Source organism: Pseudomonas sp. Van50, from assembly GCF_055390755.1.
This window is the reverse complement of sequence record NZ_AP024343.1, coordinates 4,809,505-4,833,855: the sequence shown is the minus strand read 5'-3', so window position 1 is coordinate 4,833,855 and position 24,351 is coordinate 4,809,505. Positions and strand designations below refer to the sequence as shown.

Genomic DNA, 24,351 nt, shown 5'->3' with positions numbered 1-24,351 from the left:
AAATCCCGAAAGAGTACAAATGTACTCCATGACGACTCTCACCCCCCGCCGCACCGCCATCCTGACGTTCATCCGCGAACGCATCGCCGATCAGGGTCAGCCTCCCAGCCTCGCTGAAATCAGCGAGGCGTTCGGTTTCGCCTCCCGTAGCGTGGCGCGCAAGCATGTGCTGGCGTTGACCGAGGCCGGCTTCATCGAAGTCAATCCGCACCAGGCCCGGGGCATCCGGCTGTTGAACCAGCCGCCACGGCCTGAACTGCTGGACGTGCCGGTGCTGGGGCGGGTGGCGGCTGGCGTGCCGATCGGCGCCGATGCCGAGGTTCACAGCCGCCTGATGCTGGACCCGGCGATTTTCACCAAGGCGCCGGATTACCTGCTGCGGGTCCAGGGCGATTCGATGATCGAGGACGGCATTCTCGACGGTGACCTGGTGGGCGTGCAGCGCACACCCCAGGCCTCCAACGGCCAGATCGTCGTGGCGCGCCTGGACGGTGAAGTCACCATCAAGCGCTTCGAGCGCATCGGCGAACGGGTGCGGTTGCTGCCGCGCAACCCGGCCTACCAGCCGATCATCGTCGAGGCCGACCAGGACCTGGCGATAGAGGGGGTGTTCTGTGGCTTGGTGAGGCAAGGTTGATGGGCGCTGTCGTTGCGCTGGACACGCTGTTCAACGGCGGCCAGGTCTGGAAGGGCCGGCCTGCGCCGCCGGCCGTCAGTGCGCAACCCACTGGCCATGCAGCACTGGATGCGGCGTTGCCCAGTGGCGGCTGGCCGGAGGCTGCCTTGACGGAACTGCTCATCGCCGCGCCGGGCGTGGGTGAGTTGCAATTGGTGTGGCCGACCCTGGCGCGGCTGTCGGCAGCAGGGGAACGGATCGTGCTGGTGGCGCCGCCGTTCGTGCCTTATCCCCAGGCCTGGCAGAACGCCGGCATCGACCTGCGCCAGTTGTCGGTGATCCGCGCCGATGAACGCGATGCCCTGTGGGCCACCGAACAATGCCTGCGTTCGGGCAGTTGTGGCGCGGTGCTGTGCTGGCCCCGCCAGGCGGACGACCGGGCCTTGCGGCGCTTGCAAGTGGCGGCGGAAACCGGCCAGGCCCTGGCGTTCGCCTGGCGCTCGATCCAGGAAGCCATCAACCCGTCGCCGGCGGCGCTGCGCATTGCCATCGATACCCGGCCTGCGCAGTTGCGCGTGCTCAAGTGCCGGGGCGGGCTGGCCCGGTCGGCGCCGATTGCCTTTGCCACGCTCGCCCCACAAACCGGGCATTGAGGTTGCGATGCGCTGGGTCTGTATTCTCTTCCCGCAATTGGCGCTGGACGCCGCGCTGCGTCAGCGCCCCGATCCCGACCAGCCCCTGGCATTGCTGACCGGCCCGGCCCAGCGTCGGGTGCTGCAAGCGGTGAACGCGCCGGCACGGGCCCTGGGCTTGCGGCCCGGCCAGACCATGACCGCCGCCCAGGCCTTGAGCAAAGGCTTTGCCACCGCGGAATACGACGCGGCTCAGATCGAACATTGGCAGCAGTTCCTGGCAGCCTGGGCCTACCGTTTCAGCGCCCAGGTCAGCGTGCATTATCCGCGTACGCTGCTGTTCGAGATCGAGTCGAGCCTGGGCCTGTTCGGACCCTGGCCGGTGTTCGAGACGCGCTTGCGAGCCGAGCTGACCGAGCTGGGCTTTCGTCATCGCATCGTCGCCGCTCCGAACCCAGTGGCGGCACGGGTGTTGGCCAATGCCTATGACGCCTTGGTGGTGCCCGATGCCGAGACCTTGCAACAGTACCTGGGACACATGCCCGTGGAGCGAATCGGCCTGGAGCCCGACGTCGCCACGGCGCTGTCGCGCATGGGCCTGCGGCGCCTGAGCCAGGTCCAGGCCTTGCCCCGGCAGACCCTGGCACGGCGCTTCGAGGCCCAGGTGCTCAAGCACCTCGACGCGTTGACGGGCCATCGCACCCTGGCGCTGTCGTTCTACCTGCCACCGGACCGTTTCGATGTGCGCATCGAGCTCAACTATGACGTGCAATCCCATCAGGCGCTGTTGTTCCCGTTGCGCCGCCTGACCGGTGACCTGTCGGCCTTCCTCTGCGGACGCGACAGCGGCGTGCAGCGCTTCGACTTGCACCTGGAGCACGCCGGGTTGCCGGATACCGTGATCAAGGTCGGCCTGCTCAGTGCCGAACGGGCCCCGGCGATGCTCTTCGAACTGGCCCGCGGTCGCTTGGAGCAGGTGCAGGTGCAGGTCGAGGCTCCGGTGCGGGGCTTTCGCTTGTGTGCCGAAGACCTGCCGAGTTTCGTGCCCCAGCGCCTGGAGCTGTTCGACGAACGCCCCCAACAATCATTGCCCTGGGAGCAACTGCGCGAACGCCTGCGCGCCCGGCTGGGGGATGACGCCGTGCAGGGCCTGGGGTTTCGCGACGACCATCGGCCTGAGTGCGCCTGGCAGATGACGTCCCAACCCCGATCCCAGACTTGTCCGGTGCGCGACGGCGTGCAGCGTCCCGGCTGGCTGCTGGAGGAGCCCCAGGCATTGGCGCAAGGTCAGGCGCACATCCTCATGGGCCCCGAGCGCATCGAGACCGGTTGGTGGGACGGCGCGGATGTGCGCCGTGACTATTACCTGATCGAAACCCGCAGCGGACAACGTGGCTGGGCCTATCGACCGGTGGGCGAGGGCGGGCCGCTGTGGCTGCAGGGCTGGTTCGCATGAGCGTTGAGTATGCCGAGCTGCATTGCCTGTCGAACTTCAGCTTCCAGCGCGGCGCCTCCAGTGCCCTGGAGTTGTGCCGTCGCGCCAAGCAGCAGGGCTACCAGGCCCTGGCGATCACCGACGAATGCACCCTGGCCGGGATCGTCCGGGCCTGGCAGGCGGCCAAAGAGTTGGCGCTGCCACTGATCGTCGGCAGCGAGATCCAGGTCGAGAACGGTCCGAAACTGGTGTTGCTGGTGGAAAACCTGGACGGTTATCAAACCTTGTGCCGGTTGATCACCCGCGCCCGGCGTCGCAGCGAGAAGGGCCACTACCGCATCGTGCGAGAGGATTTCGACCAACCCTTGCCGGGACTGCTGGCGTTGTGGATAGCCGAGGGCAAAGACGCCGAGGAACATGGGCGTTGGCTCCAGCCGATCTTTGCCGGGAGCCTGTGGCTGACGGTCCAGTTGCATTGCGCACAGGACGACCGCCGTCGGTTGGCAGACTCGTTGGCGATGGCCGAGCGCCTGGCGCTTCCGGCCGTGGCCAGCGGCGATGTGCACATGCACGCGCGCGGTCGTCGCGCCTTGCAGGACACCATGACCGCCATCCGTCACCACGTCACGGTGGCCGAGGCCGGCCAGCGCTTGCACCCCAACGGCGAGCGCCACCTGCGCAGTCGCGAGGATCTGGCCGATCTCTACCCGCAGGCCTTGCTCGATGAAACCCTGAACATCGCCCGACGCTGCACCTTCGACCTCGGCCAGTTGCGCTATCAATACCCCCGCGAGCTGGTGCCCGAGGGGCATGATCCGGCGTCCTGGCTGCGGGAACTGACCGAGCGCGGCATGCGCGAGCGGTGGAAGGACGGCGTGACAGACAAGGTGCGGGCGCAGATCGACAAGGAACTGAGCCTGATCGCCGAGTTGGGCTATGACAGCTATTTCCTCACCGTGCAGGACATCGTCAGCTTTGCCCGCAGCCGCCATATCCTTTGCCAGGGGCGCGGTTCGGCGGCCAACTCGGCGGTGTGCTACGCCTTGGGCATCACCGAAATCGACCCCAGCCTCACCAGCCTGTTGTTCGAACGCTTCCTGTCCCGGGAGCGCAACGAGCCGCCGGACATCGACGTCGACTTCGAACACGACCGTCGCGAGGAAGTGCTGCAATACGTGTTCCAGCGCTACGGTCGGCATCGTGCGGCCTTGACGGCAGTGGTCAGCAGTTACCACGGGGCCGGGGCGGTACGCGATGTGGCCAAGGCCTTGGGCTTGCCGCCGGATCAGGTCAATGCCCTGGCCGATTGCTGTGGGCGCTGGAGCGACGAGGCGCCGCCGGTTGAGCGTTTGCGTGAAGGCGGCTTCGATCCGGACAGCCCGGTGTTGCGTCGGGTCCTGAGCCTGACCCGGCAATTGATCGGTTTTCCCCGGCACTTATCCCAGCACCCCGGCGGTTTCGTGATTTCCGAACAGCCCCTGGACACCCTGGTGCCGGTGGAAAACGCCGCCATGGCCGAGCGCACCATCATCCAGTGGGACAAGGACGACCTGGACGCGGTCGGGCTGCTCAAGGTGGACATCCTGGCCTTGGGCATGCTCAGCGCGATCCGCCGCTGTTTCGACTTGATCGAGCAGTACCGGGGGCAGCGTTATGCCCTGGCGTCGCTGCCCCAGGACGATCGGGCTACCTACGAAATGATCAGTCGCGCCGACACCATCGGTGTCTTCCAGATCGAGTCTCGGGCGCAGATGTCGATGTTGCCTCGGCTGAGGCCCAAGACGTTCTACGACTTGGTCATCGAAGTGGCGATCGTGCGGCCCGGGCCGATCCAGGGTGGGATGGTGCATCCGTACCTGCGGCGCAGAAACAACGAAGAGGTGGTGACTTATCCCTCTGACGCGTTGAAAGGAGTGCTCAACCGTACCCTGGGTGTTCCCTTGTTCCAGGAGCAGGTCATGCAGATCGCCATTGTCGCGGCCGATTACACCCCGGGAGAAGCCGACCAGTTGCGGCGTTCTATGGCTGCCTGGAAACGTCACGGCGGGTTGGAGCCCCATCGGGAACGCCTGGCGCAGGGGATGAAGAAAAACGGCTACACCGCTGAATTCGCCGCGCAAATCTTCGAACAGATCAAAGGCTTCGGCAATTACGGTTTCCCCGAGTCCCACGCCGCCAGTTTCGCCTTGCTGACCTACGCCAGCAGTTGGCTCAAATGCCACGAACCGGCGGCATTCGCCTGTGCCCTGATCAACAGCTGGCCGATGGGCTTCTACAGCCCGGACCAGATCCTCCAGGATGCCCGCCGGCATCAACTGTCGATCCATCCGGTGGACGCGCGCGCCAGCGATTGGGATTGCAGCCTCGAGCCCATGGACGGCCGGCAACCGGCGATCCGCCTGGGGCTGCGCCTGGTCAAGGGCTTTCGCGAAGAGGATGCCCAGCGTATCGAAGCGGCGCGCCGGCATCGGCCTTTCAGCGATGTGGCCGACTTGGGCGAGCGCGCGCAACTCGATGCCCGGGCCCTGGCGCAACTGGCCGACGCGGGGGCCTTGCAGGGCTTGGCCGGGGATCGCCATCGGGCCCGCTGGGAAGTGGCCGGAGTGCAGAAGCAACTGGGTTTGTTCGCCAGTTTGCCCAGCCAGGAAGAGCCGCCCGTGGCGCTGCCCGAACCCACACTGGGGGAAAACCTGTTTGCCGATTACGCCACGCTGGGCACGACACTGGGCCCTCATCCGCTGGCCCTGCTGCGTCCCGAACTGGGCGCCCGGCGCTGCCGCAGCTCCCGGGAATTGCAGGACGTGGAGCATGGCCGCAATGTCAGCGTCGCCGGGCTGGTCACCGGCCGCCAACGCCCGGGCACGGCCAGCGGCGTGACCTTCGTCACCCTGGAAGATGAGTTCGGCAACCTCAACGTGGTGGTCTGGCGCGACCTGGCCGAGCGTCAACGCAAGACCCTGGTGGGCTCGCAATTGCTCAGGGTCGACGGCCGCTGGGAAAGCGTCGGCGAGGTCCGCCACTTGATCGCCGGGCGCTTGAGCGACCTGACTGAATTACTGGCGGGTATCCAAGTGCAGAGCCGCGATTTCCGCTGAGCCCCAGCAACACCGCCGTTTTTGTGGCGAGGGAGCTTGCTCCCGCTGGGCTGCGTAGCAGCCCCCCAAAAAAATGGTTTACGCAATCCATCAGGCACACCGCGTCAGCCGGTTTACGACGGCTGCGCCGCCGAGCGGGAGCAAGCTCCCTCGCCACAGGATTGTGCGCAAACCGATCACCATGAAACCAAACGCCAACCTGGCGCTCGAAGCTCTGATCGCAAGGGATTTGTGTCTGTTGATTCCCTGCAGGCATTTTGAGGTTCAGAGTCGACCATGGAGTTTCTATCCCAGAATCACGGCTGCCCTGGGTGGGGTGGTGAGATGGCCGGGCGTATCCAGGCGTTCGATTGGAGCCGAACCGAGTTGGGCGCCATCGAGCACTGGTCCGCCAGCTTGCGCAGCGCTGTCCAATTGTTGCTGGCTTCGCCCCTGCCGATGGTGATGTTGTGGGGCCGCCAGGGCTTCATGATTTACAACGATGCCTATGCCGAGTTCGCCGGCGGCCGGCATCCCTACTTGCTGGGGTGCGCGGTGGAGTTGGGGTGGCCGGAGGTTGCCGAATTCAATCGCCATGTGCTGGACGTCTGTCTGGCCGGCGGCACCTTGTCGTACCGCAGCAAAGAGCTGGTCCTGCTGCGCGATGGCAAGCCTGAAGACGTGTGGATGGACCTCTACTACAGCCCGGTGCCCGATGATGACCAGTCCCCGGGGGGCGTGCTGGCGATTGTGGTGGAAACCACGGAGCACGTATTGACCGAGCGCGCCCGGCAAGAGGCCGAACGCAGTTACCGCGCGGTCAATGAACGCATCCAGCTGGCGCTCTCGGCCGGGCCCTTGCTGGGGTCGTTCGTCTGGGACATCCAGGCCGACACGCTGTCGGGCGATGAGCGTTTTGCCCGCACCTTCAACTACCCACCCGACTGTCCGCTGGACGCACTGCCCATCGAGATTGCCCGCCAGGGCATCCACCCGGACGACCTTGAAGAGGTCAACCAGCGGGTCGAACTGACCGTGCGCACAGGCACGCCCTACAGCGCCGAGTATCGGGTCCGCCGCCTGGGCGGTGACTACCGGTGGGTACTGGCCAGCGGTCGCTGCGAGTTCGACAGGACAGGCCGGCCCCTGCGGTTTCCGGGAGTGCTGATTGATATCGACGAGCGCAAGACGGCCGAAGCTTCGCTGCTCAAATTCACCCGCGACCTGGAGCAGCGTGTCGCCAACGAGGTGCAGGCGCGGCTGGCAGCGGAAGAGCAGTTGCGCCAGTCGCAGAAGCTCGAGGCCATTGGCGGCCTCACCGGTGGCGTGGCCCATGACTTCAACAACTTGCTGCAAGTGATCGCCGGCAACCTGCACTTGCTGGCCCGCCACGAACGGGACAACGCCAATGTGCAACGGCGGGTCAGTGCCTCCATCGAAGCCGTGGAGCGGGGCGCCAAGTTGTCATCGCAACTGCTGGCTTTTGCCCGGCGCCAGCCATTGTCACCGGCGGTCTACAACCCTCGGCGCATCTACGAGGGCATGGGTGAACTGCTGCAACGGGCCTTGGGCGAAACCATCCTGATTGAAGTGAGCCTGCCCCAGGAACCCTGGCGCATCCATGTCGATCGCAATCAGCTGGAAAATGCCCTGTTGAACCTGGCGATCAATGCGCGTGATGCCATGCGGGGCGAGGGCACCATCCATCTGATCGGCGAGAACATCGTGCTCGATGAGGCGTTTTGCGCCGGCAAGGGGATTGCGGCCGGCGACTATGTCCGGCTGTCGGTGATCGATTGCGGTGTCGGCATGCCGCCCGACGTCCTGAAGCAGGTGTTCGAACCGTTTTTCACCACCAAGACCGATGGCCAGGGCACCGGGCTTGGATTGAGCATGGTGTTCGGGTTCGTCAAGCAGAGTGGCGGCCATATCGAGATCGCCAGTGACCTGGGCGAAGGCACGCGGGTGCGGATGTATTTCCCTCGAAGCCTCGCGCCCGAAGCAGGGGAAACCGAGCAACATGATGCGCTTCATTCCGGCCGGCAAGAGACGATCCTGGTGGTGGAGGACAACGCCCAGGTGCGCAGCGCGTCGGTGGAACTGCTGGAACAGTCCGGCTACAAGACCCTCACGGCCGCCAACGGCGATGAGGCGATGAAGCTGCTGCTGGATGGCACCCCGGTGGACCTGATCTTCACTGACGTAGTCATGCCCGGCCTGATCAAGAGTTCCGACCTGGCCGCCTGGGCCAAGGTGCAGACACCGCCGGTCCCCGTGCTGTTCACCTCGGGGCACACCCGGGACATCATCTCCCGCAACCATCAATTGAGCCCCGATACCCATTTGTTGAGCAAGCCCTACGGTCCGGACGCACTGGCCCGGATGGTGAGGAGCGTGCTGGGCGGTTGATCGCGGCGTCTTAAACAAATGGAACCGAAGCCGTCGCGTCACCTTCGAATGTTCAAGACCGGTCATCCATCCGGCCCTGTCATGAACGAGGTGCCCATGAACGACGATCCCGCAAACACTCAGCAACAAGGCCAGGGGCAGACGCCATCCCCGCGTAACGATCCGGCCATCGATCCCCAGGTCCCGGGCAAGCCTTCGAGTGCCGAGCCCGTCAGTCCTGCCGGAGCGGACCAGGCTGACAGCGCCGCCACTGAGGTCGACCAGAAGCAGCATCATCAGGACAACGACAACACCTTCAGCCCCGGCTTCAAGCCTGACCCGGACCGTCCGAAATCCGGTGACGATACGGATGCTGACATCGACACCGATGGTGGCTAGACACACCACCGCATCATGGTGATGAATGCAAAACGCATGAACACCCACAATGGTCCTGTAGTGAATGCAGAACTCATGAGCATCCACAATCCCTGTGGGAGCGAGCTTGCTCGCGAAGGCGGTGGGTCAGCTTGAATCGATGCTGATTGTGCCGCCGCCATCGCGAGCAAGCTCGCTCCCACAATGGTTCTGTGGTGAATGCAAAACTCATGAACATCCACAATGGTTCTGTGGTGAATGCAAAACTCATGAGCACCCACAATCCCTGTGGGAGCGAGCTTGCTCGCGATGGCGGTGGGCCAGCCGCTTTATTCAGCCTTGAAGCAATACACAGCCAACTTGTTGCCATCCAGGTCCCTGGCATAAGCGGCAAAGGCATTGTCCGCCCAACTGCGGGGGCCTGGCAGGCCTTCGCAGACGCCGCCGTTTGCCAAGGCGGCCGTATGGAACGCCTGGACCGCAGCGCGGTTCGGCGCTTCGAAGCTCACCGTGACACCATTGCCGATGGACGCCGGATTGCCATTGGCCGGGTTGAGCACAAAGAACGACGGCTTGTCGACGCCCCAGATGGAGCCGGCATCCTCGAGATCAGCAACACGCTTGAGGCCGATCTCTTTCAAGGCGGCGTCATAAAACGCACGTGCTTTTGCCAGGTTGTTGGTGCCGACGGTGACATGGGTAAAAACGGACATCTTGGTTTCCTTGCTATGGGGGGAATTGGATTTTCGAGCGGGTCTCAGAAATGAATGACGGTACGAATGCTTTGCCCGGTGTGCATCAACTCGAAGGCGTCGTTGGTCTTGTCCAGGGGCATGTGCAACGCTGCCCGCTTGAGAAAAACGATGAGCCTGTGGCGAGGGAGCTTGCTCCCGCTTGAGCGCGAAGCGCTCACAAAATGGGCCTGCTGCGCAGCCCAGCGGGAGCAAGCTCCCTCGCCACAGGTTTACCGAGCGCCTTACCTCAAATGTCCTTGACCAGCCGCAGCGCATCGTAGATAGCCGCATGGGTATTACGCGCCGACACCGCGTCGCCAATTCGGAACAGCTGGAAGCGGCCCTCCGGGTTGGTCACGATATTCTGGGTTTTCCCGGCGATCAGATTGTGCTGCTCCACCGCGCCGTTATTGCTCGAGTGCGGGCGTAGCTCGAAGTACAAGTCGTCCAGGGGCAGGGTGCCGTGGTTGACCACCACCTGATCGACCACGCGCTGCTTGTGCACCTGACCATAATCGCTGCCGAAGTTGGCCACCAATTGACCGTCGCGCTTCTCCACGGAGTCGACCCGATAGGTGACCGTGAAGGTGACGTTCAGGTCTTGCAGGCTGCGCATGTAAGGCACCAGGTTCATCGCCATCACCTCCGGCGCAAACGACCGGTCCGGCGTGACGATTTCCAGTTTCGCACCGCTGTTGGCGATGACCTCGGCCGCTTGTAGCGCCGCGTGGTCGCCCGCGTCGTCGAAGATCAGCACGTTCTGGCCGGGCTTGACGTCGCCGGAAATGATGTCCCAGGTCGACACCACCAGCTCATTGCCGTGCTTGAGCACCTCGGTATGGGGCAAGCCGCCGGTGGCGACGATCACCACGTCCGGCGCCTCGGCCATGACGGTCTCGGCTTCGGCCCAGGTGTTGAACTGGAACTTCACCCCCAGCCGTTCGCATTGCGCCATGCGCCAATCGATGATGCTGATCATCTCGCGCCGCCGCTCGCTCTGCGCAGTCAAGCGGATCTGCCCACCGGGCTGATCCGCCACTTCGAACACCGTGACGTCGTGGCCACGTTCGCCGGCCACCCGTGCCGCTTCCAGGCCCGCCGGGCCGGTGCCAATCACCACCACCTTGCGCTTGACCGACGCCTTGGGGATTTCGTGGGGCATGGTGGTTTCGCGGCCGGTGGCGGCGTTGTGGATGCAGTACGCGGCGCCGCCCTGATAGATGCGGTCCAGGCAATAGTTGGCACCGACGCAGGGGCGGATCTCTTCTTCACGCTTCTCGATGATCTTGCGCACGATGTGCGGGTCGGTCATGTGCGCCCGGGTCATGCCGATCATGTCCACCTTGCCGGAGGCGATGGCGTGCCGCGCCGTGGCGACGTCCGGGATCTTGGCGGCGTGGAACGTCGGGAAACCGGTGGCCGAGCGGATCTCGCCGGCAAAATCCAGGTGTGGCGAGTTGCGCATGCCCTGGATCGGAATCACATCGGTGAGGCCGGCATCGGTATCGATGTGCCCGCGAACGACGTTGAGGAAGTCTACCAGCCCACTGTCCTTGAGCATGTGGGAAATCTGGAGACCGTCGCTGGCACCGAAGCCGCCGGGCAGGTCCTCATCGCCGGTGTAGCGCACCCCGAGCAGGAAGTCCTCGCCACAACGCTGGCGGATGCCACGCAGGATGTCGAAGGTGAAGCGCATCCGGTTTTCCAGCGAACCACCGTAGGGCCCGTCGAGATCGTTGGTCAACGGCGACCAGAACTGATCCATGAGGTGCCCGTAGGCCTGCAGTTCCAGGCCGTCAAGACCAGCCGCCTTCATGCGTTCGGCGGCATCGACGTAGTCCTTGATGATGCGATCGATGTCCCATTCTTCCATCTTTTTCGGAAACGACCGGTGAGACGCTTCGCGGCGATGGGAAGGCGATACCACCGGCAACCAGTCAGCCTTGTCCCAGCGCGTGCGCCGGCCCAGGTGGGTCAGTTGAATCATCACCGCCGCGCCGTGTTCGTGGCACTCGTCAGTCAGGTCCTTCATCCATTTGACCACTTCGTCCTTGTACGCCAGCACGTTGTTGAACACCGGCGGGCTGTCGCGGGAAACAGCGGCGGAGCCCGCCGTCATGGTCAGCGCCACACCGGCCTTGGCGCGCTCGACGTGATAGGCGCGGTACAGATCCTTCGGCATGCCGTCGACAGGATAAGCGGGCTCGTGGGAGGTGGTCATGATCCGGTTTTTGAGGGTCAGGTGCTTGATCTTATAGGGCTGCAGCAGAGGATCGCTGGACATGGTGTTGCGCTCCGGGAACAGAACATCAGGCTTGGTTTGACATAACGGTATGTCGAATGTTCATGTGTGTCAACGACCTGTGACACAGGTGTACATTTTTCTTGCGTGACGTAAAAACCAGGATTACCATCCAGTCGAAACAGGGGTGGTCCGGCTCGTGCGGCCGGCCATCGCGCATCGATCCAAAGTGCAAGGGGGCTGTGCGAAGCGCTATGCCAGGAACCATGAAAGTACTCGTTGCGGTAAAACGCGCCATCGACCCGAATGTGAAAGTCCGGGTGAAAGCCGATGGTTCAGACGTCGAGCTCAATGGCGTGAAGATGGCCTTGAATCCGTTCTGCGAAATCGCCGTGGAAGAAGCGATTCGCCTCAAGGAAAAGGGGCTGGCATCCGAAGTGGTGGTGGTCTCGGTGGGCACGTCGGCGGCGCAGGAACAACTGCGCACGGCATTGGCGCTCGGCGCGGACCGGGCGCTTCTGGTCGAGACGAGCGCGGTACTCGAGCCGCTCAATGTCGCCAAGTACCTGAGCAAAGTGATCGATCAGGAAAAGCCGCACTTGATTCTGTTCGGCAAACAGGCAATCGACCAGGAAAACAACCAGGTCGGGCAAATGGTCGCGCAGTTGATCGGCAGCGGTCAGGCCACTTACGCCTCTGCCGTCAATCAGGTCGACGGGCAGTGGGTCGTCGAACGTGAAGTCGACGGTGGCAGCCAGGTGGTCGCCCTCGCCATGCCGGCCGTGGTGACCTGTGACTTGCGCCTGAACCAACCGCGCTACGCCTCGTTGCCGAACATCATGAAAGCCAAGAAAAAACCGCTGGAAATCATTGCCGCTGACACCTTGGGCGCGAGCGTGAAGGAACACGCTCGGTTATTAGGGGTGGTCCCGCCTGCGGTGCGCAAAGCGGGGATCAACGTCGGTTCGGTGGCCGAGCTGGTGGATAAATTGAAGAACGTTGCGGGGGTGATTTGATGCGCACATTGGTGATCGCCGAGCACAGTGCCGATCAACTGACGGCTGGTACATGGAGTGCCGTGACCGCCGCCATGGCCCTGGGGACCGAGACGGATTTGCTGGTGATGGGCGGGACGGCCGCATCGGCAGTGGCGCAACAGGCGGCGCTCACCCAGGGCCTGGCGCGGGTGCTGCTCGCACAAGGGGCGATGTTCGAAAATGCCTTGGCTGAAAATGTTCAACCGCTGATCACTTCACTGGTGGCCGAGGGGTATACGCACGTCGTTGCCGACGCCAGCAGCATGGGCCGCAATGTACTGCCACGGATCGCGGCGAGCCTGGATGTCGGCATGCTGTCCGACGTCACCCAGATCGTCTCGACGGACACGTTCCAACGACCCATTTATGCCGGCAATGCCATCGCCACGGTGCAGTCCCTCGATCCGATCAAGTTGCTCACCGTCCGTGCCTCGGCGTTCGCCCAGGCCCTGTCCCACGAGCATCGCTGCGAAGTGGTGGTAGTGGAGGGCGGGCAAAGCGCGAGCAATGTGCGCTTCGTGAGCGAGCAACTGACGGCCAGCGAAAGGCCCGACCTGTCGAGCGCCCGCGTCGTCGTGTCCGGTGGCCGCGGGATGCAGGGCAAAGAGCATTTCGCCCTGATCGAGCGGGTGGCGGACAAGCTTGGCGGTGCCGTAGGGGCCTCGCGTGCCGCGGTGGATTCGGGGTTTGCCCCCAACGATCTGCAGGTCGGGCAGACCGGGAAAATCGTTGCGCCAGAGCTTTACATCGCGGCGGGTATCAGTGGCGCCATTCAACATTTGGCGGGCATGAGTGGTTCAAAGGTCATCGTTGCGATCAACCAGGACGCTGAAGCGCCGATTGCCCAGGTGGCGGATTACATGTGGGTGGCGGATCTGTTCGAGGCCTTGCCGGCGCTCGAAAAAGCACTGTGAGTACGTACATTCATAAGTTCCGCCAAAGGGCGGAGGAGGGCCGAACGACCTGAATACAGGAAGGGTTTTCGCATAACTAGAACTTATCCATGCATAACATTAAATCCCTTGAGGAGTGTAATGGCACTCTGCTTTGATGAGGGAACGTAAATTCTTCTGCTGCCCTGCCAATAACTATTAATACAGTACGCGGAGATGCACCATGATGACGTTTTCCAGTAAAACTCGTATCGGCTGGCTTGCCGGTCTGGCGATGGCCGCCGGCAGCCTGATGGCCCACGCCGAGGAACCCACGCCCATTCGTATCGGTTGGGTGAATTGGTCGGATACGGAAATCGCTGTAAAGCTGGCGGATACCGCACTGCGCGACCACTTGAAGCAACCGGTCAAGTTGGTGCTCGCCGATATTGGTATCCAGTTCCAGGCCTTGGCCAACGGCAATATCGACCTGATCCCGATGGTCTGGCTGCCGAGCACTCACAAGGCATTCTATGACAAGTACCAGGACAAGCTCGAAGACCTTGGCGTGCTGTATGAAGGTCGGATCGGCATGGCCGTGCCAACGTCCATTCCCACCAGCGAACTCGCCACTGTCGAGGACCTCAACAAGCCTGAAGTGCGGCAAAAGCTCGACGGCAAGATCCTGACCTCGGAAGTGGGCAACGGCCAATACAAACTCACGGAAAAGGCCATCAAGGAATACAAGCTCGAAGGCTACAAGATGGTCGCTTCTTCAGAGTCTGGCATGTTGAGCGAGCTGGATCGCAATCTCAAACGTGACAAATGGGCATTGATCAACGCCTGGAGCCCGCACTGGATGTTCGCCAAGTGGCCGCTGCGCTATCTCGACGATCCGAAGCAGATTTTCGGCGGCGCCGAACAAATTCACGCGGTTGCCCGCAAAGGCTTCAGCGCCGAGCATCCTGATGTCGCCCGGTTCTTCGCCAACTTCAAGATTCCCAAGGCCGACCTTGAGAAGCTGATGGCGACCGCCCGTGACAGTTCGGCAGACAAGGTCGTTGCCGAGTACTACGCCGCCAACAAACCTCGCTTCGAGGCCATGTTTGGCAGTCAGACCGCCTCGGCGACCGTCAGCCAGTAATCGCCGCCGTTGCTTGATAGGTGTTTGCAGTTCGGTGCCCTTGACGCAAAGTGAAGGGCGTCGGCTGTCATCGATACCGTTCGGGCTACCCTTGGAACATCAGGGCCCCGCTTCCGGTACCGATGGGATACGTTGAGCAGCCTGTCATTTTCGTCTGCGCCTGAATCAGCAAGGGGGAAACGATGATTACCCGTCACGAGCATTTGTCGTCGGATCCGGTGGTGACTCGTAGCGCGCAGTGGCTTCGGCGATCGCTGCATGAAGTCCTCTCGAACAGCTCGGGGGACGGTACATCCGGGGCGACACAGGCCTATGCCGCCGCCCTGGGCCCGACCGAGTGGTCCCTCAAGAAACCGCCGGCAACGCCCCGCGCGTTACCGGCAGTCCTGGCACCCTATTTGGCCCAGGCATTCGACGCTGCGCCAAGAGTTCCCGAACACCTGGCAGGGGTATTGGAGGCGTTGAACGCGCTTGTGCCCCATGTTCCCTGGATCAACCGTCAGGCCCAGGCCGGCCAGGACGATCGGTTCGTGGAGCGGCATCGCCATGGGATGGTCACCGGTCCAGGGGGATTGTTCGACTGTCCTGGCATGACCCTGGGGTTGGCCCTCATGGCGCCCGAAACCTGTTATCCGTTCCACCAGCATCCTCCGGCTGAGTTCTATCTGGTGTTGTCCCCAGGCGACTGGTATCGCGAGGACGTAGGCTGGTGGACGCCCGGGGCAGGGGGCATTGTCATAAACCCACCGTCCTGCACCCATGCGATGAGATCAACGCAAGCGCCACTCCTGGCGCTGTGGGGATTGCTCCATGAGCCCTGCGCTTGAGGCGAAGGGTCGAAGACTACAAGTCATTTCAGAGGCTGTGCGATGTCGGTCACCACATTGGGTATCAAGTTGGATGGGGAAACACGGGCCAGGCTGAAGTCGGTGTCGGCAAAGCTGGACCGCACCTGCCACTGGTTCATGAAACGGGCGATCCTGGATTTCATTGAAAAGGTCGAAGCCGGGGCAGGTATTGAAGCGCTCGTCGCGGTCGAGGCGCTGGAAAAAGACGCTGCGCGCCACAGCCTCGCAAGACGACGCAGGGATACCATTGCACTAGAGCCGACCACGGGTGATACACACCGTGGGTGATGCCCCACGGCCTCAACTTGGAATCCTCTTGTGCCTGCTTTCCATGCTGCTCTTTGCAAGCCAGGACGGGATCACCAAAGTGCTGGTCAAGGACCTTCCCGTCGCCCAGCTCGTCATGGTGCGTTACTGGGTATTCCTGGCATTCGCTGTCGGCTATAGCCTTTATCGTGGCCACCTGGGAGCGGCGTGTCGAAGCCATCATCCTGCCCTGCAGGTCATCCGTGCCTTGCTGGGGGTGGGCGAAAGCGCATTGTTCGGATTGGGGCTGCGTTACCTCGGAATGGCGGAGATGCATGCCCTGTATGCGGTGTTTCCGCTGATGACCCTGGCCTTGGCAGGCGCATTCCTGGGTGAGTTCATCGGCGTCCGTCGCTGGGTGGCCGCGGCCATAGGGTTCTTGGGGACCCTGGTGATCCTCCGTCCGGGAACCGGCGTCTTCGAGTTGGCGGCGCTGATTCCGCTGTTGTCGGCCCTGGGGTTCGCGGTCTTCAGTGTGCTGACACGTCGGATCAGCCGGGATGATTCATTCGCGACGAACATGCTCTACATGGGCTTTTTCGGCGCCCTGGCCATCACGTTCTCTGGCTTGCCAGGGTGGGTTTCGCCGAACCCGACACAGTGGGGCCTGATCGCCGTGCTGTCGACGATTGGCATGGTGGCGCAGTTGCTACTCCTCCAGGCGCTCAAGTACGCAACGGCAGGTACGCTTCAACCGTTCAACTACACGCTGTTGGTGTTCGCCACATTCATCGGCCTGTTCATATTCGGCGAACTACCTGACCCATGGACCGTCGTGGGGGCGTGCATGGTGATTGCCGCAGGCCTGTATGCAATCAAGGCGAAAGGGTAGGGAGCCCGTTTTATGTTATTCGATACAGGAATAAGCATAATAGAATATATTCCTTGATCGAATTAGTTGGCATGTTAAGTTGACGCTACCGGACCGCCGGATATGTTCAACCTACTCTATGGTACGACTATGTCCGGCGCCCGAATCTTCCAAATCAGCCTTGAGGCTCTGTCGCATGATGGGGCCCATGCAGTGATTTCTCAGTCCGGCACTCTGCGCATCAGTTCTTGTGCCGCCATTGCCGCTCCATTCGTGACCGGCAAACCTCTCCCTTGCCAGGCCAACAGTGAGGCCTGCAGTGCAATCAGCGAAGGCTTGGCGTTTCTGCTCTACGCCATGTGACGCACCGCTGTCGGCACTTCCATACCGTAACGTCAGTCAATCATCTCCAGGTAATACCCGGTCCCGGGTGGTCGCTTGAAGTGTGAGTGAGTGGGCGTCTGTTCAGCGCAGCCTATCGCGACTTACCACCATGCCAAATTATTTGGATGAAACTCATCGAGTTGAAATCGTCAAGCTCAGCAGGACCTTGACCAGCCAGACTGAATGGCCCACCTGGCTTTTACTGGTCGGCTTTTACCTGGCTTGGGCTCTTATTGTTTTTCATGGGCAGGCACTTGGCCAACTCATCAGCATTGTCCTGTTGGTTCCACTGGTCGTGCTCTGGATGTCGATCCAGCATGAGCTTATTCACGGTCACCCAACGCGTTGGCCTGCCATAAATAAAGCCCTGGGGTTTCTGCCGTTTGCCGTTTGGTATCCCTACGACATTTATAGGGACACGCATCTGGCGCATCACAACGACGAGGTGCTGACGGTGCCTGGTCAAGATCCAGAAAGTCGCTATGTCACCAGTGCCTACTGGTTGCAGTCACCGCGTTATGTGAAAGCGTTGCTTTGGGTAAACAAGACCTTGGGTGGTCGCTTGCTCATGGGAGCACCATTGGCAGTGATATCCCTGCTGGGTAGCGAGATCAGAGGCTTGTTTCTCGCGGGACGAAGTACTGGACGAGTGTGGATAGCTCACGTGCTAAGTGTCGTCGTGGTGCTGACCTTGGTTGAGCAATACAGCGCCATCAGTGCTGTGCAGTACGTATTTTTAGTTTCGCTGCCGGCCTTGTCCATTGCAATGATCAGGTCGTTTTACGAGCATCGGCCGTCAACGCTGCCAGAGCACCGTACGGTGATCAATGAGTCCTCAGGGCTTTTGAGTTGGCTCTTTCTTAACCTCAATCTTCACTTGGTTCATCACGATCTTCCCGGTTTGCCCTGGTTTTATTTGCCCCGGGTGTATAGAGCCAGGCGTGAACAATGGATCGCGCGAAATAATGGCTATGTCATTCATGGCTACTTCCAGTTATTGCAGAGGCATCTGATCAATCCCGTGGATTGTCCTCGCCATCCTGCCAGGCACTAAAAATACTCAAGCTAATCTGGGCGTCGGAAAATGATACGTTTTGAAGCCATCAAGAAAACTCATAAAGGCAGCCCGCGAATGGCCGTGAGCGATTTAACGCTTCATGTCCGGGAGGGGGAGATCTGCGTATTTGTCGGGCCAAGTGGGTGTGGCAAAACGACCATTTTGCGAATGATCAATAGACTGGACACCCAGGACAGTGGCCGTATCTGTGTCAATGGGGTGGCGACCGACGAGCTTGACGTCGTGACGCTTCGCCGTGGCATCGGTTTCATGATGCAAAGCTCAGCCTTGTTTCCTCATCAAACCGTTGCAGAAAATATTGGCGCGGTTCCGCGGCTCTTGGGTTGGAGCAAGCATAAGATCCGCCAGCGCGTGAGCGAGCTCATTTCCCTGGTCGGGCTTCAGCCGGAATTTCTGGACAGGTACCCTAATCAACTGTCGGGCGGGCAGCAAAGTCGTGTTGCCTTGGCGAGGGCATTGGCCTCGGACCCACCGGTTGTATTGATGGACGAACCCTTTGCCGCGCTTGATCCGGTGATCCGCGAGCGACTGCAGGACGAACTGGTTGCGCTGCAGAGGCGTTTGCATAAAACCATCATCCTGGTGACCCATGACATGGAAGAGGCCATCAAGATTGGTGACCGGATCGCCATCTTCGAGGGCGAAGGAAAGCTTGCTCAGTTCGATACACCTCACAATATCCTTGCCCATCCTGCCAGCGAGTTTGTGAAGAACTTCATCGGCAAGGATCCGCTGTTGAAAAGACTGTCGCTGATGAAGGTTTCTGATCTTCCTGTGGATGAAGTCAATTGCGAATTCAAACTTCTGCTGGACGATAAGTCCAATCCGCTGAAGTGGGTCAGTGAATCGGACTTGCCTGTCCCTGAACTTACCACGGTGTCGAATAATGATTCGTTGCATCACGCGCTGGTTAAAATTCTAACGGCTCCGCTCGGTGTGGTTGTTCGAGTGGACGAGGCGGGTGGTTACGAAGGTTGCCTGTCGATTGCCAGCTTTCACAGCGCACTCAATGAGCGCCGCTTTGGAAGTGCGCAATGATTGACTGGTCCTGGATCGTTGAAAACTGGCAGCAGATCGGCCAGCTGTTATTTGATCATATTCAGCTGGTGACCTTGGGTCTGTTTATAGGAATGCTGTTAGCGGGCGCAATGGTGCTCTTGACGTTATGGAAGCCAGGGTTGGCGCAGCCCATGATTTATATCAGCGGAATACTTTTTACTATTCCGTCCCTGGCACTGTTCATTTTGATAATGCCCTTTACCGGTTTGTCCAAGACGACGGCGGTGATTGGTTTGAGCCTGTATGCCTTGCTGATTGTGTTACAGAACACTTTGGCGGGCCTTGCGAGCAACCCTCCGGACGTGCTGGAAGAAGCCCGTGCGCTAGGGTACACGCGCATGCAGAGATTCCTGGGAGTTGAACTTCCCCTGGCGTTGCCTTCGTTATTGGCAGGGCTGCGAACGACCGCGGTGACATTGGTAGGGCTGGTGACGGTGACTGCGTTAATTGGTCAAGGCGGATTGGGGCAGCTGTTCATTACCGGGTTGGCTCAAAGTTTCACTACGCCTGTGGCGGTCAGTTTGGTTCTTACGGTGATGTTGGCGTTATGTTTTGATTTTCTGTTTTATTCAATCAATAAATGGCTGGTCCCTTGGGTGCGCTAATGAATTGGATCGCAGATGTCTACCTCTGGTTTTCTCTTCCTGAACACTGGTTGGGCGAAGACGGAATACTGACTCGGCTGGCAGAGCATATTTATTATGTGTCTTTGAGCCTGGCGATTGCTTGTGCAATAGCATTGCCGCTCGGCGTACTCATGGCTAACTACCGCAAAGGCGCGCAGGTGGCGATCGGGCTGTTCAATATTGGGCGAGCATTGCCTTCCCTGGGTATTGTGATACTTGCAATCATGGTCATTGGCTATGAAACCAGTACGGTGATTATCGCCTTGGTCACCCTGAGCATCCCGCCGATATTGACCAATACCTATGTTGGCATCGATCAGGTGGATTCGTCTCTGAAGCATGCTGCCAAATCGATGGGGATGCGCAGATGGCAGATGTTTATCCAGCTGGAATTACCGTTGGCTTTTCCGCTGATCTTTTCTGGATTCCGCTCAGCCCTGGTGCAACTTATTGCCACGGCCACCATTGCCGCCTATGCAGGGTTCGGCGGGCTGGGCAGGTTTCTCATTGACGGGCTGGGTCGAAATGACATCCCTCAAATCATTGGCGGCGCACTGGTGGTGTCGGCACTTGCGATTGTCAGCGAGTGGGTTTGTTCAATGATCGAAACACTCATGGTTCGAAAATGGCGAGCGGGGAATGTTGAACTGAGCGCTACATGATCAGGGCATTTGAAAGTGCGTATTAATTCTGCAGAGGTGCAAATCCAAATGAAAAACAAACAACGTTCGAAGGTTCGTTCAGCGCACTCGGTTTCATTGTTGCTGGGGTTAGGCTTGCTGGTGGGCAGCGCATTTGCCAGTGCCCAGTCCATCACCATAGGCGGGGCCAATTTTTCCGAGCAGACGATTCTCGCGAACATCTATGCGTCAGCTTTGAAAAAGGAAGGGATTGAGGTCAAGACCCGGCTCAATCTGGGGAACCGCCAGATCATCGCCAAGGCGCTGGAAAACGGGGATATCGACGTTGTACCCGAGTACATAGGATCACTGTTGAGTTTCTATGACGACAAGAGCGCCCTGACCAGCCAAAAGGAGATCGTCAGCGCCTTGCAACAGAAGTTGCCGGCGGGCCTCCAGTTGCTTGAACCTTCGGCCGCGGGTTCTATTACCGCTTGGGCCGTCACCCAGAAAACCGCAGAAAAGTACAACCTGCAGACCTTGTCCGACCTGGCACCCGTCTCCGGTGAACTCACGCTGGGTGGGCCTCCCGAAGTCACCACTGCCGCCTTGGGCCTGCCCGGGTTGAAGGCGGTCTACGGTATCAACTTCAAGAGCGTCAAATCGCTGGACATGGGCGGGCCCTTGTCGCGGCTGGCGCTGAACTCAGGCGCTATCGACGTCGCCACGGTGGTCTCCACGCAAGGCATCCTGGCAAAAGAACCTTGGGTGGTGCTCGAGGACGACAAGCACCAACAGCCCCTGCAAAACATTACGCCACTGGGGCGCAAGGCGTTGCTAACCCCAGAAGTCACCAAAGTGCTCAACGAGGTCTCCGCAAAACTGACCGATGACGACCTCAAGCAACTCAATCGCCTGGTGGATATCGATCACAAGGATCCCGCAAAAGTCGCGGCGCAGTGGGTCGCTGAAAATACCGTCAAGGCGACCAACTGAACATGAATGCGATGTGGGTAAGGTCGCGGAGGCGTTATGTCCAATAAAAGCATGATTTTGAATCTGTTCTTTTTTAATCCCCAAGGGGATCACCGTTTTTCCTGGCGCCACCCGCTGTCGCCGACCAAGGAAATATTGACGCTGGGCTACTACGTGAAACTGGTGCAGGCAGCCGAAGCGGCGAAGTTCGATGCGGTTTTTGTCGCGGATCACGTCGCGGTCTGGGACTCCGTCGCCAGTGGGTTGAGGCACTATGCCAACGCCCGCCTTGAACCGATTACGCTCTTGTCCGCATTGGCGGCTGTCACCGAACACATCGGGCTGATGGGCACCGCTTCAACGTCCTATAACGAGCCCTTCAACATCGCGCGATATTTTGCTTCGCTGGACTACCTCAGCACAGGGCGAGCCAGCTGGAATATCGTGACCTCCTGGTTGGAAGAGGAGGCTTCGAATTTCGGATTGTCAGGCGTGACGAAACACGGCGATCGTTATCGGCGGGCCGAGGAGTTCATTCATGTCGTCAAGCAGCTTTGGGATTCCTGGGAGGAGGGGGCTCTTGAGTTTGACAAGGACAGCGGCGATTTTGCCGACCCGTCCAAGATTCACCCGATCCATCACAAAGGAGCGCATTTCAACGTGCGTGGGCCGCTTAACGTGCCGCGTCCCCCGCAAGGACATCCAGTCCTTGCCCAGGCGGGGTCTTCTGAAGCGGGCAAGGATCTGGCCGCCGCCCATGGGGACGTGCATTTCTGTTTCATCAATACGGTCGAAGAGGGACTGGCGTACAGGGCCGATTTGAATCGCCGACTCGAGTTGAAGGGCCGGCATTCCAGTGATCTGAAAATCATTACCGGTGTGCTTCCGGTGGTTCTGGAGGATGAGACTGAGGAGGAGCGCCGTCGGCAACTGGAGGACAGCCTCATTATCGATGCCGTGGCGATTGATCTGGTCTCCAGCTACACCCGTCTTGATCTGACAGGCCTGTCGCCGGACAGCCCGCTACCCGCGTTGCCGGATGAGTCTGAGTTCGATGGCATTCGAACCGAACTGGCCCTGCTCAAGAAGTACGACACGACCTTGTCCATCCGTGAAATAGGGCGCCGGTTGGTCAAGAGTTCCAGTACCTGGCTGCTGATCGGAACGGCGGAGCATATTGCCGATAAGCTTTCAGCGTTATACGAGTCGAATGCCGTCGATGGCTACAACCTCATGTTTCCGTTTTTGCCGACGGACTTCGACACATTCACCCGTGGCGTGGTGCCTTTGCTGCAAGCCAGAGGGGTTTTCCGCAAGGAATATGAACCCGGGACCCTGAGGGATCGCTTGGGTTTGAAGACGCCTGCCAACCGCTTCCTGCTGTGATCAGCGTCAATCACAATCCTCTGAATGGCTTTCATATGACCAGCGATCTATCCATGTACCTCGCTCCCGCCAGGGTTTTACAGGCCCAGGACGCCTGGCTCCAGCGCATCCTGGAGATTCTGGGTGAGCGCCGTGAGCAAAAGCAGGTCGTCGATCCCGTGTCCCATTGGCTTTCCCCTGATCTGTTGTTGGCCCAGACCTGCGGCTATCCATTCGTCACGTCACTGCGGGGAAAGGTGAGGCTGATAGGGCGTCCGAGCTATGAGCTTGCTCATAGCTCGGGGGGTGACCATTGCAGTTTGCTGCTGTGTAGAGCTGATTCGGCCGTCACCGATCTGGCGGGTTTGCAGGGCAGCCATGGTCTGATCAACGCCCGGGATTCCAACTCGGGAATGAATTTATTGCGCCACACGTTGGCTGGGATCAGCGACCGTGGTTTTTTCTCGAAACTGACCTTCACCGGATCCCACAGGGAGAGCATTCGAAGGTTGAAAAAACACGACGGTGATTTGGCTTCTATCGACAGCGTCACCTACGACTATCTGGCGAGAGATAACAGTGACGAGATCGAAGGCCTCAGGATCCTGGTGCGAAGTGTGCGCAGTCCCTGCCTGCCTTACATCACGTCGATTCGTCGAACGGCGACGCAAGCAGACGCTATCAGGCGCGCAATGAACGAAGCCTTGAGCCAGCTTCCCGAGATTTCCCGTGACCTGGCGATCAGGGAAGTGCTGCCGGCCAGTGAGGCTGACTATGCGTGTCTTCTGGAGTATGAGCGCAGTGCGGCCAATCGCGGCTTTTCGTTTGTATCACCCTGAGCGGCGAGCCGTCCCTGGCTCGCCACCTCGAACACGCTAGAACTTGAAGCGCCCAACCAAGCCCTTGAGCTGCCCGGAAATATCCGTCAAACGCCCCGAGCCGGTCTGTGCCGAGTGAGCGAATTCCTCGACCAACTGGGCATCGGCATGAATCTGCGCGATGTGCCGGTTGATGTCTTCGGCCACCTGGTGCTGTTCCTCTGCCGCCGTGGCGATCTGGGTGTTCTGGTCGCGAATCGAGTCCACCGAATTGCGGATCTTGTCGAAGCTGTCACGGGCCTGCTGAATGCGCTCGACGCTGGTGTGGGACACCTGCAGGCTGCTTTGCATCTGCTGGGTGACTTCCTGGGTGCGCCGTGCGAGGTTGCCCAGCAGGCTGTCGATCTCGCCGGTGGAGTCGGCGGTGCGGCGTGCCAGGGCCCGCACTTCGTCGGCCACCACGGCGAACCCACGACCTTGATCGCCGGCCCGTGCGGCTTCGATCGCGGCGTTGAGGGCCAACAGGTTGGTCTGTTCGGCAATCGAGCGAATGGTGTCGAGGATGGTGTTGATGTTCTTGCTGTCTTGCTCCAACGCCTGCATGGTCTGGGTCGATTGTTGCAGGTCTTCGCTCAGTTTCAACACGCTGCCGGTGGCTTCGCCGATGTGATGCTGGCCGTCGTGCACATCGCGGTAGCCTTCGTCCGCACTGGAGGCGGCCTGGCTGCAAGAACGGGCCACTTCGTTGGCGGTGGCAACCATTTCGTTGAACGCGGTGCTCACCAATTCCACGGCCTGGCGCTGGCGCCCGGCGGCATCGTTCATGTTCTGGGCCACGTGGCTGGTATCGGCCGCGGCGGTTTGCAGGTCGGAAGAGGCGCTGCCGATGCGTTGCATCAGTTGCGCGAT

At 60.5% G+C, this 24,351-nt stretch carries 23 protein-coding genes; 20 read left to right on the top strand and 3 right to left on the bottom strand.

Annotated elements, in window-relative coordinates:
* Positions 1–19: 19 nt before the first annotated feature.
* The 6 genes from lexA to ACZ5M5_RS20395 all read left to right on the top strand — a co-directional run bounded on the left by lexA (position 20) and on the right by ACZ5M5_RS20395 (position 8,544).
* Positions 20–637, top strand: a complete 618-nt coding sequence (gene lexA / locus ACZ5M5_RS20420; protein ID WP_060741504.1) for a transcriptional repressor LexA — start codon at positions 20–22, stop codon at positions 635–637.
* Entirely contained in the window at positions 637–1,269 is a 633-nt protein-coding gene (gene imuA, locus ACZ5M5_RS20415) for a translesion DNA synthesis-associated protein ImuA (RefSeq protein WP_060741505.1), read from the top strand. The genes lexA and imuA overlap by 1 nt, the downstream gene beginning before the upstream one ends.
* A 7-nt stretch (positions 1,270–1,276) precedes the next feature.
* Positions 1,277–2,704 (top strand): Y-family DNA polymerase, encoded by a 1,428-nt coding sequence (locus ACZ5M5_RS20410; protein ID WP_464737898.1) that lies wholly within the window; start codon positions 1,277–1,279, stop codon positions 2,702–2,704.
* Entirely contained in the window at positions 2,680–5,778 is a 3,099-nt protein-coding gene (locus ACZ5M5_RS20405) for an error-prone DNA polymerase (RefSeq protein WP_464737897.1), read from the top strand. The genes ACZ5M5_RS20410 and ACZ5M5_RS20405 overlap by 25 nt, the downstream gene beginning before the upstream one ends.
* Before the next feature lie 276 nt (positions 5,779–6,054).
* Positions 6,055–8,166 (top strand): hybrid sensor histidine kinase/response regulator, encoded by a 2,112-nt coding sequence (locus ACZ5M5_RS20400; protein WP_464737896.1) that lies wholly within the window; start codon positions 6,055–6,057, stop codon positions 8,164–8,166.
* Between the two features lie 96 nt (positions 8,167–8,262).
* A complete protein-coding gene (locus ACZ5M5_RS20395) occupies positions 8,263–8,544 on the top strand; it encodes a hypothetical protein (protein WP_060743166.1) in 282 nt (93 codons plus the stop codon).
* Between the two features lie 308 nt (positions 8,545–8,852).
* Here the strand turns inward: ACZ5M5_RS20395 and ACZ5M5_RS20390 are convergent, their stop codons facing one another.
* A complete protein-coding gene (locus ACZ5M5_RS20390; protein WP_464737895.1) occupies positions 8,853–9,236 on the bottom strand; it encodes a VOC family protein in 384 nt (127 codons plus the stop codon).
* A gap of 268 nt (positions 9,237–9,504) precedes the next feature.
* Positions 9,505–11,541: an NADH:flavin oxidoreductase gene (locus ACZ5M5_RS20385; RefSeq protein ID WP_060741510.1), complete on the bottom strand. Its 2,037-nt coding sequence runs from the start codon at positions 11,539–11,541 to the stop codon at positions 9,505–9,507.
* A gap of 224 nt (positions 11,542–11,765) precedes the next feature.
* Here ACZ5M5_RS20385 and ACZ5M5_RS20380 point away from each other — a divergent pair, with 224 nt between their 5' ends.
* The 14 genes from ACZ5M5_RS20380 to ACZ5M5_RS20315 all read left to right on the top strand — a co-directional run bounded on the left by ACZ5M5_RS20380 (position 11,766) and on the right by ACZ5M5_RS20315 (position 23,463).
* On the top strand, positions 11,766–12,515 hold the full coding sequence (locus ACZ5M5_RS20380; protein ID WP_060741511.1) for an electron transfer flavoprotein subunit beta/FixA family protein: 750 nt from the start codon (positions 11,766–11,768) through the stop codon (positions 12,513–12,515).
* Positions 12,515–13,450: an electron transfer flavoprotein subunit alpha/FixB family protein gene (locus ACZ5M5_RS20375; RefSeq protein WP_464737894.1), complete on the top strand. Its 936-nt coding sequence runs from the start codon at positions 12,515–12,517 to the stop codon at positions 13,448–13,450. Before ACZ5M5_RS20380 ends, ACZ5M5_RS20375 begins: the two co-directional genes overlap by 1 nt.
* A gap of 202 nt (positions 13,451–13,652) precedes the next feature.
* Entirely contained in the window at positions 13,653–14,552 is a 900-nt protein-coding gene (locus ACZ5M5_RS20370) for a glycine betaine ABC transporter substrate-binding protein (protein ID WP_103309135.1), read from the top strand.
* Between the two features lie 182 nt (positions 14,553–14,734).
* Entirely contained in the window at positions 14,735–15,379 is a 645-nt protein-coding gene (locus ACZ5M5_RS20365; RefSeq protein ID WP_464737893.1) for a dimethylsulfonioproprionate lyase family protein, read from the top strand.
* Between the two features lie 42 nt (positions 15,380–15,421).
* A complete protein-coding gene (locus tag ACZ5M5_RS20360) occupies positions 15,422–15,688 on the top strand; it encodes a transcriptional regulator (protein ID WP_464737892.1) in 267 nt (88 codons plus the stop codon).
* A complete protein-coding gene (locus ACZ5M5_RS20355) occupies positions 15,669–16,538 on the top strand; it encodes a DMT family transporter (protein ID WP_464737891.1) in 870 nt (289 codons plus the stop codon). Before ACZ5M5_RS20360 ends, ACZ5M5_RS20355 begins: the two co-directional genes overlap by 20 nt.
* A 102-nt stretch (positions 16,539–16,640) precedes the next feature.
* Entirely contained in the window at positions 16,641–16,880 is a 240-nt protein-coding gene (locus ACZ5M5_RS20350; protein WP_464737890.1) for a hypothetical protein, read from the top strand.
* 130 nt (positions 16,881–17,010) lie between these two features.
* Positions 17,011–17,955: a fatty acid desaturase gene (locus tag ACZ5M5_RS20345; RefSeq protein ID WP_464737889.1), complete on the top strand. Its 945-nt coding sequence runs from the start codon at positions 17,011–17,013 to the stop codon at positions 17,953–17,955.
* 30 nt (positions 17,956–17,985) lie between these two features.
* Positions 17,986–19,017 carry an ABC transporter ATP-binding protein gene (locus ACZ5M5_RS20340; protein ID WP_092253892.1) on the top strand — a complete coding sequence of 344 codons (1,032 nt, stop codon included), beginning with the start codon at positions 17,986–17,988 and terminating at the stop codon, positions 19,015–19,017.
* Positions 19,014–19,643: an ABC transporter permease gene (locus ACZ5M5_RS20335; protein ID WP_103309123.1), complete on the top strand. Its 630-nt coding sequence runs from the start codon at positions 19,014–19,016 to the stop codon at positions 19,641–19,643. The genes ACZ5M5_RS20340 and ACZ5M5_RS20335 overlap by 4 nt, the downstream gene beginning before the upstream one ends.
* On the top strand, positions 19,643–20,326 hold the full coding sequence (locus ACZ5M5_RS20330) for an ABC transporter permease (RefSeq protein ID WP_060741521.1): 684 nt from the start codon (positions 19,643–19,645) through the stop codon (positions 20,324–20,326). The genes ACZ5M5_RS20335 and ACZ5M5_RS20330 overlap by 1 nt, the downstream gene beginning before the upstream one ends.
* A gap of 15 nt (positions 20,327–20,341) precedes the next feature.
* The gene (locus ACZ5M5_RS20325; RefSeq protein WP_310650543.1) at positions 20,342–21,280 is read left to right on the top strand and encodes an ABC transporter substrate-binding protein; all 939 of its coding nucleotides are present in this window, start codon (positions 20,342–20,344) and stop codon (positions 21,278–21,280) included.
* A gap of 36 nt (positions 21,281–21,316) precedes the next feature.
* A complete protein-coding gene (locus ACZ5M5_RS20320; protein ID WP_103309119.1) occupies positions 21,317–22,645 on the top strand; it encodes an LLM class flavin-dependent oxidoreductase in 1,329 nt (442 codons plus the stop codon).
* A 35-nt stretch (positions 22,646–22,680) separates the two neighbouring features.
* Positions 22,681–23,463, top strand: coding sequence for a phosphate/phosphite/phosphonate ABC transporter substrate-binding protein (locus ACZ5M5_RS20315; protein WP_464737888.1), 783 nt, complete (start codon positions 22,681–22,683; stop codon positions 23,461–23,463).
* Positions 23,464–23,499: 36 nt separating this feature from the next.
* Here ACZ5M5_RS20315 and ACZ5M5_RS20310 read toward each other — a convergent pair whose 3' ends face one another.
* Positions 23,500–24,267, bottom strand: coding sequence for a methyl-accepting chemotaxis protein (locus tag ACZ5M5_RS20310; RefSeq protein ID WP_371914226.1), 768 nt, complete (start codon positions 24,265–24,267; stop codon positions 23,500–23,502).
* Positions 24,268–24,351 lie beyond the last annotated feature (84 nt).